Source organism: Pseudomonas sp. R3-56, assembly GCF_051132075.1.
GTDB lineage: Bacteria > Pseudomonadota > Gammaproteobacteria > Pseudomonadales > Pseudomonadaceae > Aquipseudomonas.
In genome coordinates this window covers 2,974,588-2,987,392 of the sequence record NZ_CP071657.1, presented here as the reverse complement: position 1 = coordinate 2,987,392, position 12,805 = coordinate 2,974,588, and the positions used below count along the sequence as shown (strand labels likewise).

The following is a 12,805-nucleotide window of genomic DNA, read 5'->3' as shown; positions in this document are numbered from 1 at the left end:
GTTAGATCGTTCTGGAGATCCCCATGCTTCACGCATTCGAACAACGGCTCGACCCTTTTCCGCCTGACGAAGTCCCACCGCCACCAGACGGCCTGGCGCGGTTTTTGTGGGCCTGCACGCGGGGCGCCCGCGGCTACATCCTCGCTTTCGCGCTGCTCAGTGCCGCCGTGTCGATCTACGAAGCCTGGCTTTTTTCGTTTCTCGGACAGGTCGTCGACCTGCTCTCGACCTGGCAGGCTGGCGGCGATGCGGCGGGGCAGGAGAGTCGCGTGCTGTGGGGCATCGGCATCATGCTGGTGACCAGCATCGGCCTGGTCGCGTTGCGCACGATGGTGCAGCACCAGGTATTGGCGATCAACCTGCCGTTGCGGCTGCGCTGGGACTTTCATCGGCTGATGCTGCGGCAGAGCCTTTCATTTTTTTCGGATGAGTTCTCCGGCCGGGTCACCACCAAGGTGATGCAAACGGCGCTGTCGGTGCGCGAGGTGCTGTTCACCCTCATCGAGATCGTCCCCGGGATCGGCGTGTATTTCATCGCAATCATCGCCCTGGCCGGCGGCTTTGACCTGAAGCTGATGCTGCCTTTCATTGCCTGGGTGGCGTTGTTTGGCCTGGCCATGCGCTACTTCGTGCCGCGCCTGGAGAAAGTGGGGCAGGAGCAGGCCAACGCGCGCTCATCAATGACCGGGCGGGTCTCGGATGCCTATACCAACATCACCACCGTGAAGCTGTTCTCCCACTCGAAACGCGAAGCACACTTCGCCCGCGCGGCCATGGAAGACTTCAAGCAAACCGGCTTTCGCCAGATGCGCCTGGTCAGCCAGTTCGAAATCGTCAATCAGGCACTGGTGGTTGCCTTGATCCTCGGGGCCGGCGGTTACGCCCTGTGGTTATGGCATCAAGGCGAAGTAGGCACCGGCGCCGTGGCGGCAATTACCGCCATGGCGTTGCGTATCAACGGGATGTCGCATTGGATCATGTGGCAAATGACCTCGCTGTTCGAAAACATCGGCACTCTGCAGGACGGCATGGAGACCTTGACGCGCGGGCCCAAGGTTCAGGATGCGCCGGACGCCAGCGTGCTCGTTACCACCGGTGGTGCGGTGACCTTCGACAATGTCAGCTTCAATTACAATGGCGAACGCCAGGTGCTCGATGGCCTGGGCCTGAACATCCGGCCGGGCGAAAAAATCGGCCTGGTAGGCCGCTCCGGTGCCGGCAAATCCACGCTGATCAATCTGCTGCTGCGCTTCTATGACGTGGACAGCGGTGAGATTCGAATCGATGGGCAGAACATCGCGCATGTCACGCAAGACAGCCTGCGCAGCGCCATCGGCATGGTTACCCAGGACACGTCCCTGTTGCACCGGTCCATCCGCGACAACATTGCCTACGGCCGCCCCGACGCCACCGATGAGGAAATACGCAGTGCCGCAGCCAGCGCCCAGGCCGATGGGTTCATCAATCAACTGAGCGACAAGCAAGGCCATAGCGGTTACGACACCCTGGTGGGAGAGCGCGGCATCAAGCTTTCGGGCGGCCAGCGCCAGCGCATCGCCATTGCCCGGGTCATGCTCAAAAACGCCCCGATCCTATTACTGGACGAGGCCACCAGCGCACTCGATTCTGAAGTCGAAGTGGCCATCCAGGAAAGCCTCGATGAAATGATGCAGGGCAAGACCGTGATCGCCATCGCCCATCGGCTGTCCACGATCGCGGCGATGGACAGGCTCATCGTCATGGATGAAGGGCGGATCATCGAGCAAGGCACCCACGCCGAATTGCTCGGGAAGAACGGCACCTATGCTCGGCTGTGGCATCACCAGAGCGGCGGGTTCCTGGGCGAGGATCAGGGGGTGGTCGAGGCGGTGGAGTAGACGAGGGCGATGGCCCTATTCATTGGAACAGCCGACGCATCACTTCTGCACGCCAGCCACCCGACGACCGCTCATGAAACACAAGAATCCACCCATGGCGGTCAGTGCACTCAAGGCGTAGAACATCGTCGGTGCCGGGGTTTGCAGCAGCAAATACCCGCAGATCACCGGGCTCAGGGCTCCACCAAGGGCCGCCAGGTTTTGTGCGCCATAGTAGCTGCCACGAAGTTCTTCCGGGGCCAGGGTATCGACGAAGAGGAATTCGGCCGGGTAGATGATCATTTCCCCGAGGGTGAAAATGAACATCGCCACGCACCAACTGAGCATGTCGTCCGCCAGGCTGAAGCCGATCAGGCCGACAATGAACAGGCTGGTGCCTGCGGCAATCCAGTAGCGCAGCTTTTCGCGATCCAGGAACCGGCCGATCTGGTACTGCAGCAGGATCACGGTGATCGCGTTGCAGGCGAGCAGGGCGGCCATGATTTCCAGCGCGCGTCTGGAGTCATGGGTCACCAGCAGGTATTGCGACAGGTAAAGCGTGAAACGTCCGTGCACCACCGTGCTCAAGAGGCAGCCGCACGTGAACATGATCAGGGTGCGGTCGTTTTTCAGGGTGATCAGCGTTTTGAGAAAGCTTGGCGCTGGGCCAATGGCCGGTGTCGCTGCCCTGGGGATGCCGGTCATCAGGAAGATGCTGAAAAACGCGATGCCGCCAGCAATGAGGAATGGGGCGATCGGGTAGACACCGGCAATCACCACGCCGAGCATCGGGCCGGTGGCGTAGCCGATATTGGTCAGCGTGTAGCGCAGGGAAAAAGCCTTGGCGCGCTGGCCGATGGGCAGGTTCTCGCTGAGGATGGCTTTGGAGCCGATCAGGAACAGCGCTGACGCTGTCTCGGTGATCACCACGGTCAGCGTGGTCAGGTAGAGGTTTTCGGCAAAGGTCAGCAGTACGAAACCGACGGCGCTGGAAAGCATCGCCAGGATCAGCAGTCGGCGCTTCTCCAGGCGGTCGATGACATAGCCGCCATAGAGGGCCAGCAAGGTGGCGATGAACACCGCGATGCCGAGCAGCAAACCGACGTCCTGTTGGTTGAGGCCCAGCTTGTTGCTCAAAAATAGCGTGAGCAACGGGCTGGTAATGGCGCGACTGACCACGATGGTCAGGGAAACCATCATCAGGCGCCGAATAACGAGTGAGTAAGTGGCCACGGTGGTGCAAATATCCTTATTCAGATCAAACGTGATCCCGATAATGCCGTTCATAAACCGCTGCGGGATGATCCTCGGCGACTGGCCCCGCGGTATCTGACCACCATTGCGCGACCTCGGCGCCGGTGGCGATCCATACGTCATTGTGCCGCTGGATGCCCTCGATCAGTTCGCGCAACACGCCTATCCGTCCCGGCGTGGCGATGATTTCCGGGTGCAGGCGCAGCACGTAGCAGAGGCCGAACCGATGAAAGCCGGCGAAGTCCATCTGCAGGTTGCCCAAGGTGTGGCTATAGGACGCGATCCGCGATTGTGCGGGTGGCACTGCCGGGCTCAAGTTGAAGGCGAAGTAAGGCTCGTCCTCCAGCTCATAGTGCAGCGGTACTTCAATGACACTGGGTGCGGTCGGGTGAGCGAATGGCAGGTCATCGCCGCGCCACGACGACGACCAGCGAATGCCCTGATCCCTCAAGGCTTCGATGAAACCCGGAGCACCGTTGCCCGCCGGGATTCGAAAGCCGGTCGGGCGCTGGCCGGTCAGCCGGGCCAGGGTCTCGCAGCCTTTGGCGATGTCGCCGCTTTGGGCGGCCAGGTTCAGTCTGTCGTAGTCCTGATGGCGATAGCCAGCGCAGGCGATTTCATGGCCGTCGGCCTGGATCGCCTGAATGTGCGCGGGGTTTTCCTCGGCAACGATACCGGGGACAAACCAGCTGGCCGACACCCCGAGCTGCTTGAACAGGCCGAGCAATCGCTCGACGCCACGTTGGGTGCCGTAGCGCCATACCGACAGGGTCTTGTCGCGCCCGGCGACCTCCGGGGCCTGGGTGAGGATGCCGTGGATGTCGTTGTAGTCGACAGTCAGTACCACCGCGCAGCGATAGCCTTTCGGCCAGAGAGGGGAGTCAGCCATGGTGATGCTCCTTCAGCCACCACTGGGCAACGTCGCGGCAGGTGGCGAACCACACGTCGTCGCGCGTGCGCATGTGCTCGAAGAGTTTTTCCAGTAGCAGGATGCGTCCCGGCTTACCGGTAATCTTGGGGTGGAAGAGGGTGGTCAAACATAATCCCTCGTCCATTGCGCCGTCGTATTCGCGGCACCAGTTGTCCAGGGTCAGCGCGTAGCTGGCTGTGCGGTCCAGCCCGGAAGGGAAGTTCGGCGCGCGGGTGTAGGCGAGGGAGGCGTAGTCGTCCATTTCCCAGCGGCCGGGAATTTCCACCAGTGGCGTGTCGAACCCCGGCACGTTCACCAGGTATGGCCGGTCATCGCCGCGCATGCTGCTGGAATAGCGCACGCCGGCTTCCACCAGCATCGCCGGGGTTTCGGCGCGCCAGTCGCCGGACGGCGTACGAAAGCCTTCGGCGCGGATGTTCAGATGCTTCCAGAACACCTCGCGGCAGATATTCATCACGTCCTTTTGCTGATCCAGCGTCAGGGCATAAAAGGACTCGTGCCTGTAGCCGTGATAAGCCACCTCATGCCCACGCTCGACGATCGCCTGGCACTGTCTTGGCCAGTTCTCCACGACCCAGGCCGGGACGAAGAATGTCGTCGGAATCCGGAACTCGTCGAGCAGGTCGAGCAGCCGCGGCAGCGCCCGATAAGGGCCATAGCCGCCGAAACCGAAGTACTCGGGCTTGCGCCAGATCGAGCCGTTGAGCATGGCATCACCGGTCGGACCATCCAGATCGAAGGCCAGGGCCAGACAAGCCTTGTGCGGGCCGGGCCAGGTGGGTTGGTGTGAGGAGGACATCTGTAGTGCTCCGATAATCTTCAAGTAAACCGACAGCCTCTGTGGGAGCGAGCCTGCTCGCGAATGCGGTGGTTCAGCCAACACTGATGTCGAATGAGATACTGCTTTCGCGAGCAGGCTCGCTCCCACAGGGAATTGAGGTTGTCTGTGCGATTACTTCCCGGCGTTGATAGTCACGGTCTTGATCGCACCCAGTTCCAGGTCCCATTTCTTGAGGATCGCCTGGTAACTGCCGTCATCGATCATGCTCTGCAGCGCAACCTTCACCGCTTCACTGAGCTCAGGTTTTTTCTTGCTTACGCCCATACCGGTGAACTGCTCGGAGATCGGCAGGCCCACGGTCTTGTACATGTCCTTTTCCTGGGTCTTGAGGTAGGGCAGGGTTTCGCTGCCCTGCATGGCCGCATCGATGCGGCTCTGGCGCAGTTGCGCCCGGGCATCGGCCGAACCCTCGGTGCCGACCACGTTGATCGCAGGCTTGCCGGCGGCTTCACAGTTGGCTTTGCTCCACTCGGCGATCTCCGCCGGGAACGTGGTGCGGCGGCTGGTGCCGACCTTCTTGCCACACAGGTCGATGATCGCGTTGGTGTCTTTGTTTTTCTGCAGGGTGTAGAACTGCGGCCCGCTGGTGAAATAGTCGACGAAGGTCACGCTGGCCTGACGTTCGGCGGTGTCGGTCATGCCCGACAGCACCATGTCCACGCGGTCGGTGGTCAACGCATTGATCATTTGCTCGAAGCCGGTCTCCTGCCATTTGATCTTCACGCCCAGGCGTTCGGCCAGGGCATTGCCCAGGTCGTAGTCAAAGCCGGTGAGGGTGTTGGTGGCCGGGTCCTTGAAATCCATCGGCGGGTAGTTCGGCATGATCGCTACGACGATTTCGCCCTTGGCCTTGATGCTGGCCGGCAATTCGGCGGCGAAGGAAAAACCGGATGCCATAACGCCTGCGAGTACTGCTGGAATAACGAAGTTCTTCATGGTCGTTCTCTTATGAGTGTTGTGAGCGCCAACGGGCGCCTAGGTTCGAACGGCAGAAATGAAGCTCTGGGTGCGAGGGTTTTGCGGACTTATTAGTATTTCTTCGGGGCTTCCAGCCTCCACGATCTGCCCGCCGTCCATGAACACCATGCGGTTGGAAACCTCGCGGGCGAAGCCCAGTTCATGGGTGACGACGATCATGGTCATGCCGGTCTGCGCCAGATCGCGCATCACCGAAAGCACCTCACCGACCAGTTCCGGGTCGAGTGCCGAAGTGGGTTCATCGAACAGCATCAGCTTGGGGCGCATGGCCAACGCACGCGCAATGGCGACACGTTGCTGCTGACCACCCGACAGCTCGATCGGGTAGCTGTGGTGCTTGTCGGCCAGGCCGACGCGGGCCAGCAGCTCCAGGGCTTCTTCATGGGCCTCCTTGGGGGAACGCTTGAGCACCTGGCACGGGCCTTCGATGATGTTTTGCAACACGGTCATGTGCGGGAACAGGTTGAACCGTTGGAACACCATGCCGGTGGCCAGACGCTGGCGGGCGATCTGCGTTTCGTTGAGTTCGTGCAGCTTGTTGCCAACGATTCGGTAACCCACCAGCTCGCCATCGACCCACAGGCCGCCCTTATCGATTTTTTCCAGCTGGTTGACGCAGCGCAGCAAGGTGCTCTTGCCCGAGCCGGACGGGCCGATAATGCACAGCACTTCGCCTTGCTCGACCTCGATGTTGATGTCCTTCAGGGCGTGGAACTGGTCGTAGTATTTGTTCAGGCTCACGGCCTTGACGATGCTTCTCATGTGCGGCTCCTCAAGAACGCTTGCCGGCGCCGCGAGCGAAACGACGCTCCAGCCGGCTTTGGCCAAAGGACAGGACGGTGACCGTGGCCAGGTACCAGATCCCGGCGACGATCAGCAGCTCCATCACGCGGGCGTTGGCGTAGTAGATGTTCTGGGCGTTGTAGAGCAGTTCCGAGTACTGGATCACGCTCGCCAGCGAGGTCATTTTCACCATGCCGATGAACTCGTTGCCCACTGGAGGGATGATGATCCGCATGGCCTGGGGCAGGATGATCCGGCGCAGCGCTTGCAGGCGTGGCATGCCGATCGACTTGGCGGCTTCATACTGCCCGGTGTCCACCGAGAGCAGGCCGGCGCGGACCACTTCGGCGGTGTAGGCACCCTGGTTGATGCTCAAGCCAAACAGGGCGGCCACGAACGGAGTCATCAGGCTCACGGTGTCCATTTCGAACACGCCGGGGATACCGATGGTGGGGAAGATCAGCGCCAGGTTGAACCACAACAGCAACTGCAGAATCAGCGGCGTACCGCGAAACAGCCAGGTGTAGGTCAGTGCCACGTAGCGCAGGATCGGGTTGGCCGACATGCGCATGATCGCGGTGATCACGCCGAACACGATACCCAGCGCCATCGCCAGCACCGCCATGACGATGGTGTTGAGCAGCCCCCACATGATCGCCTCGGAGGTGAGGAACTGGCCGATGTACGACCATTCGATCTTGCCTTCGGCGAAGGCGCGCACCAGGCCGATGAGCGCGATGACGATCACCGTGGCGAAGAAGATCCGCCCGTAATAACGCCGGGGCACATGGTCGTACTGGGTAATGTCGAACTGGTTTTCCGCCAGCTTGCGCTCCGCCTGGAGTCGTTCTGCCTGTGTCTGGCTCATGTTGGTTCTCCGTACTCGGTTTCTTTGCTATCTCTGTGGGAGCGAGCTTGCTCGCGATAGCGGTGGGTCAGTTCACATTGATGTTGAAGGTGAAACCGTAATCGCGAGCAAGCTCGCTCCCACAGGTTTGACCGCGACTCAAAGGCGAAAGCCCTGATAGTCCTCGGTCCAGCGCCGCTGAGCGGCGAGGGCGCTTTTCAGCCGGCCAAGCTGTTCACGCACCTGTTCTGGCGCGGTGCCGCCCCAGCCATTGCGGGCGGCGATGGCAGCTTCCAGGGTCAGGCTTTCGCGTACTTCGGGGGTGAGACGCGGGTCGATTTCCGCCAGCAGTGCCGGGGAGGCTTCCCACAGTTCGATAGCGTGTTTCTCGCAAGCCTGGACCAGCGCACCGGTAATCTCGTGAGCTTCCTTGAACGGCACGCCGCGCACCGCCAGCCAGTCGGCGACTTCGGTGGCAAGGGTAAAACCCAGCGGTGCCTGGCGACGCAACTCTTCGACGTCGACCTTCATCGTCGCCACCATTCCGGCCATGGCCGGCAGCACCAGCAGCAAGGTGTCGACGCTGTCGAGAACGCCGTGCTTGTCTTCGCTCAGGTCGCGGTTGTAGGACAGTGGCAAGGACTTGAGCGTGGACAGCAGCCCGGTCAGGTTGCCGATCAGGCGACCCGCCTTGCCCCGTGCCAGTTCGGCGATGTCGGGATTTTTTTTCTGCGGCATGATCGAGCTGCCGGTGGCGTAGGCATCGTCCAGCGCGATCCAGCGAAACTGCCGCGACGACCACAGGCAGAATTCTTCGGCGAGGCGCGAAATGTTGATGCCGAGCATGCTGGCGATGAACAGGAACTCGGCGACGTGATCGCGGCTGGCCACGGCATCGATGGAGTTCTCGCATACACCGCTGTAGCCCATTTCCTTCGCCGACTGCTGAGGTAAACGAGCGATCGCCGAACCGGCCATGGCCGCCGCACCGAGTGGCGACAGCGAAGTGCGCGCGTCCCAGTCCACCAGGCGCTGCACGTCGCGCAGCATCGATTGGGCATGGGCCAGCAGGTGATGGGCAAACACGATCGGCTGTGCCTGCTGCAGGTGAGTGAAACCGGGGCAGATGCTCTCGATGTGCTGCTCGGCCTGGTTCACCAGCGCTTGCTGCAAGCCCAGCACTTCAACGGCCAGGGTGCGTACGTGGTCACGCAGGAACAGCCGCAGATCGTTAGCCGTCTGGTCGTTGCGCGAACGCCCGGCCCGCAGCTTGCCACCGAGCGCACCGAGGCGTTCGGTCAGCAGCCGCTCGATGAACGTGTGGACGTCTTCATCGTCCAGGGTCGGGGCGATGATGCCAGCGCGGTAGTCCGTGCCGATGCGCTCCAACGCGTCGAGCATCGTCAGGGTTTCTTGCTCGTTCAGCAGTCCGGCACGCTGTAATTCCCGGGCATGGGCCTTAGAGCCGGCGAGGTCGTACGGGGTGAGCCGAAAGTAGCGTTCAGGGCAACGGGAGAGGGCCGCCAAGGCTTCGGAAGGGCCGCTTTTGAAACGCGCCCCCCAGAGACGGTCGGTGGGTTGGGACATTGTTGTTTTCCTCGTCGGTAACGCGAACTGAAACGGGTACTCCAGGCCGCAACATCGCCACAAAACAAGCGAACGAAGTCAGGCCAGAGCAGTTTTCAAGAGGGCAGTTGCATCGGTGCGAGTGCTGATCGAAGTGTCAGCTTTTAATGTTTTGCGATCAGCGCCTTGGCACTGATGTTCTGGATTTATTGGCGGTTGCCAAGCCTGGTTTTCTGTGTTCATTATTATTAGGCCAGCGTGTTTTTGTTGTGGGCACAGGTTGTTGAATTGGGCGTCAGAGGTAAATAAGCATTATGGAAACCCCACTTTCCAATTCCGGAAACCCGCCGCCGAAAATGCCGCAACGGGCACCGCTAGCCCTCAGCGGGCTGGACTTCAAACTGCTCAAAGTGTTCAAGGCCGTGGTCGAGGCAGGGGGCTTCAGTGCCGCGCAAAATGAGCTGAATGTGGGATTGGCTGCCATCAGCAAGCAGATTTCCGACCTGGAAATCCGCATAGGCATGCGCCTCTGCACACGCGGTCGCGAGGGCTTTCACCTGACGGAAGAGGGGCGCCTGGTGTATCAGGCGTCAATCGATTTATTTGCCTCGGTCGACAACTTTCGCGATCGCCTTAGTTCAGCGCAAAACGAACTTGTCGGTGACCTGGGCGTGGGCGTTATTGATAATACGATCTCTGACGAAAACTCCCCGTTAGTTGCCGCGCTCAGGCGCATGAACGAACAATCGCCGAAGGTCAGGTTTCAACTTCAGGCCAGCCAACTCGACGAGGTTGAAAGAGGCGTCGTCGAGGGGCGGCTGGTGGCGGGAATCGTGCCGATCTATCAAAAACGCGAGGAGTTCGACTACTACGAGCTGTACGAAGAACGCTCGGAAGTCTATTGCGCCCTCGGCCACCCGTTATTCAGCATGGCAGAGGCGGACATGGGCGAGGATGTGCTCAAGGCCCACGAGTGCATCAACCATCGTTACGCGATTCATCGCGACAAACTGAAGTTTGCTCACTACGACAGTTTTTCTGCCTCGGCCACCCAGGTAGAGGCCGTTGCGCTGCTGATCAAAACGGGGCGTTTTTTGGGATTCCTGCCCCAGCATTACGCCGCGCCGATGGTGGCGCGGGGCGAGTTTCGCGCGGTACGGCCGGATCTGATCAACATCGTCACCCCGTTCAGTCTGATCCTGCGTCACAACACAGTGCGCAGCCCGCTGGTCAAGGCGTTTGCCCAAGCACTGGGCGTGGATTTGAAGGCTCCGGTCTGACTGCTCTAGGCGCCTGGGCTGATCTCGACTCGAACAACTTTGATGCCTTCAGAACGCTGCATGGTTTCCGGAACCCCAACCCATAACAGCAAAAATGCCGCTCCGGCGACCCCGGCAAGTGTCAGGAATGCCGCATCGTATCCCGCCGCTTCAACCACAAATCCCGCCAGACCGTTGCTCAACGCCGCACCGAGGCCAAACACAGTTGTGAGTGCGCCGAGGCTGATATTGAAATGGCCGGAACCGAGCGTGAGGTCCTTGACCATAACCGGGAACAACGCGCCGAAAAGACCGGCGCCGACACCGTCGAGCAGCTGTACCGCCACCAGCCAGTACGGATCATCCGCCAAGGTATAGAGCAGACCACGCAACGGCAGGATCAGAAAACCCGCCAACAGCAGCGGCTTGCGCCCCCACTGATCGGCTTTGGCCCCAGCCAACAGCGCCATCGGCACCATGACCAGCTGCGCCGCGACGATGCAGGCGGAGGTGAGCGGGGTGGCCATGTGCAGATTGGCTTGCGCAAGCTTTTGGCTCACCAGCGGCAGCATGGCGGCATTTGCCAGGTGGAACAGCGCGCAGCAAACCGCAAACATCAACAACGGCCGGTGGCTGAGCAACACGGCAAACCCGGAGGGCTGAGGGTGATCGGTGCCAAGAGGTTCGAGACCGCGAGCCAGATCATGGTCGATGGCTTCAGCCGAGACGAACGCGACGGCACACACGCTTGCCAGCGCCATGACCGCCATCAGGTAAAACACCGCCACCGGACCGAACAGGTAAGCAGACAAACCGGCCAGCAACGCCGCGCAGGCGTTGCCGGCATGGTTGAAGGTCTCGTTGCGCCCGGTTCGCCGAGTGAAAGCGCGAGGACCGGTGATGCCCAGGGTAATCGCCGAAATGGCCGGGGCAAAAATCGATGCTGCCACCGCACTCAAGGCCTGCGTAAGCGCCACCAGGCTGAATGACGAGACGAAGGGCAACACCAGGCAACTGGCGGTCACGACCAGCGCGGCCATCACAATCAACGCGCGCTTGGCACGGCTGCTGTCGACCAGCGCTCCAGCGGGCGTTTGCGTGATCAGGGCCGCGACGCCAGCAATCGTCATCACCACGCCGATGCTCGCCGGGTCCCATTGATGCACCGCCAGCAAGTAAATCGCCAGATACGGCCCGAGGCCGTCGCGCACGTCGGCGAGAAAGAAGTTGAGGCTGTCCAGCGACAGGTTGTTGCGGCGATCCAGATGAGCAGTCACGGGGGGAGTCTTTACGATGTGAGGTTCGGCGAAATTGACTCAACCTCGGCGAGGTTAGAGACCGGTGCGGTGGGGATTAGTTGCAGGGGGGGCGGAACCGGATTCTAAACGCCGGACGTAAACATCTCGTTTAACATAATATACATTATGCGTAACAACATGTTTCGCCTTGGCGGCCATGCCGGGCTCCTTTTCAGTACTCACGGCAGCTCTGGCTTTCCCCGGAACCTGAACCCGGACCGTCTGGCTCAAGACGCTCCGCAAAAGACGGCCTGCCAACGCTTCACGCTGATCGCCGACTGCCTGACCAGCTTGCATTCCTACAATGGCTCCGCCGTTTCAATGAGCGAATTGAGCACCAGTTTGATTTCCGCCGCTGGATCTTTATGTCCTTGCAATATCAAACCCTCCGACAGCGCCGTGAAAGTCTTCGCGAGTGCTGCGTGCGCCAACGGAGGTTTCTTGCCGGCATGGTTGAAAATGATAGTGATCAGCTTGCCCAGCGCCTCGCTGTTTTCTTCATGCAGATCGTAGTAATGCTTTGCGAACTCTTCATCGCGTAACGCGATCAGTTGCATTTCGGCGTCGAGGATGGCGCAGTTCGTATTGTTTTTAAGTGTATCGATGTAGGCGTTCAATCCGTGCGCGAGTTGCTCTGCGGTATAACCCGCGGCCAACGTCTCGCCCAAGCGGTCTATTTCAACCCGTTTGAAACGCTGGGTCAGTTGCAGGAGCAGTTCCGACTTGCTTGAGAAGTTGGAAAAGAACGCACCTTTCGAATAACCTGCCTCTTCAGAGATAATATTGACACTGGCGGCGTGAAAGCCTTTTTTGATCATGAGGTCAGTGGCGGTATCAAATAACTTGTCTCGTGTTATTTGTTGGCTTTCCTCGCGACCTAATCTTTTTTTAATCACGCCCTCGGCTCCTTTGGCCCAATATGTTTGTTTGTAACTAGATGAAACAGTTCAGTGAATCAGATGTTTGCACCTTACCATCCGTACCCGTCCTTTGCATTTAAAGTTTTAAATCTGGCATGTAATCGCCGCCTATTTTTGGCTGGATCGGACGAAAGCAAGGTGACGGTTTTCATCGAAATGCAACGGATTCAGAGCGACCACTGCCCTGCCCCCTTTGGGGAAAAAACCGCCCACATGCCGGAAAAATGGCGTCATCAGCCTGGCGAACTCATTGAGACATTGCGTCTCAGGCC

Annotated in this window: 11 protein-coding genes; 2 read left to right on the top strand and 9 right to left on the bottom strand. The window is 60.1% G+C overall.

The window, feature by feature from the left end; genetic code table 11:
- Positions 1–23 precede the first annotated feature (23 nt).
- On the top strand, positions 24–1,877 hold the full coding sequence (locus J3P96_RS13500; protein WP_434657918.1) for an ABC transporter ATP-binding protein: 1,854 nt from the start codon (positions 24–26) through the stop codon (positions 1,875–1,877).
- A gap of 39 nt (positions 1,878–1,916) precedes the next feature.
- Here the strand turns inward: J3P96_RS13500 and J3P96_RS13495 are convergent, their stop codons facing one another.
- The 7 genes from J3P96_RS13495 to argH all read right to left on the bottom strand — a co-directional run bounded on the left by J3P96_RS13495 (position 1,917) and on the right by argH (position 9,077).
- Positions 1,917–3,089 (bottom strand): MFS transporter, encoded by a 1,173-nt coding sequence (locus J3P96_RS13495; RefSeq protein WP_434605141.1) that lies wholly within the window; start codon positions 3,087–3,089, stop codon positions 1,917–1,919.
- 25 nt (positions 3,090–3,114) lie between these two features.
- On the bottom strand, positions 3,115–3,999 hold the full coding sequence (locus J3P96_RS13490; RefSeq protein ID WP_434657915.1) for a polysaccharide deacetylase family protein: 885 nt from the start codon (positions 3,997–3,999) through the stop codon (positions 3,115–3,117).
- The gene (locus tag J3P96_RS13485; protein ID WP_434657912.1) at positions 3,992–4,840 is read right to left on the bottom strand and encodes a polysaccharide deacetylase family protein; all 849 of its coding nucleotides are present in this window, start codon (positions 4,838–4,840) and stop codon (positions 3,992–3,994) included. The genes J3P96_RS13490 and J3P96_RS13485 overlap by 8 nt, the downstream gene beginning before the upstream one ends.
- 153 nt (positions 4,841–4,993) lie before the next feature.
- Positions 4,994–5,818 carry an ABC transporter substrate-binding protein gene (locus tag J3P96_RS13480; RefSeq protein ID WP_434657910.1) on the bottom strand — a complete coding sequence of 275 codons (825 nt, stop codon included), beginning with the start codon at positions 5,816–5,818 and terminating at the stop codon, positions 4,994–4,996.
- A 39-nt stretch (positions 5,819–5,857) separates the two neighbouring features.
- A complete protein-coding gene (locus J3P96_RS13475; protein WP_434568409.1) occupies positions 5,858–6,622 on the bottom strand; it encodes an amino acid ABC transporter ATP-binding protein in 765 nt (254 codons plus the stop codon).
- 10 nt (positions 6,623–6,632) lie between these two features.
- Entirely contained in the window at positions 6,633–7,511 is an 879-nt protein-coding gene (locus J3P96_RS13470) for an amino acid ABC transporter permease (RefSeq protein ID WP_434568408.1), read from the bottom strand.
- Between the two features lie 138 nt (positions 7,512–7,649).
- Complete coding sequence (gene argH / locus J3P96_RS13465; RefSeq protein WP_434657907.1) at positions 7,650–9,077, bottom strand: argininosuccinate lyase; 1,428 nt, start codon at positions 9,075–9,077, stop codon at positions 7,650–7,652.
- Positions 9,078–9,370: 293 nt separating this feature from the next.
- Here argH and J3P96_RS13460 point away from each other — a divergent pair, with 293 nt between their 5' ends.
- Entirely contained in the window at positions 9,371–10,336 is a 966-nt protein-coding gene (locus tag J3P96_RS13460; protein WP_434568406.1) for a LysR family transcriptional regulator, read from the top strand.
- 5 nt (positions 10,337–10,341) lie between these two features.
- On the opposite strand, the gene J3P96_RS13455 is transcribed toward J3P96_RS13460, so the two are convergent.
- Together J3P96_RS13455 and J3P96_RS13450 are read right to left on the bottom strand one after the other, a co-directional pair.
- Positions 10,342–11,592: an MFS transporter gene (locus J3P96_RS13455; RefSeq protein ID WP_434657904.1), complete on the bottom strand. Its 1,251-nt coding sequence runs from the start codon at positions 11,590–11,592 to the stop codon at positions 10,342–10,344.
- 320 nt (positions 11,593–11,912) lie between these two features.
- On the bottom strand, positions 11,913–12,509 hold the full coding sequence (locus tag J3P96_RS13450) for a TetR/AcrR family transcriptional regulator (RefSeq protein WP_434657900.1): 597 nt from the start codon (positions 12,507–12,509) through the stop codon (positions 11,913–11,915).
- Positions 12,510–12,805 lie beyond the last annotated feature (296 nt).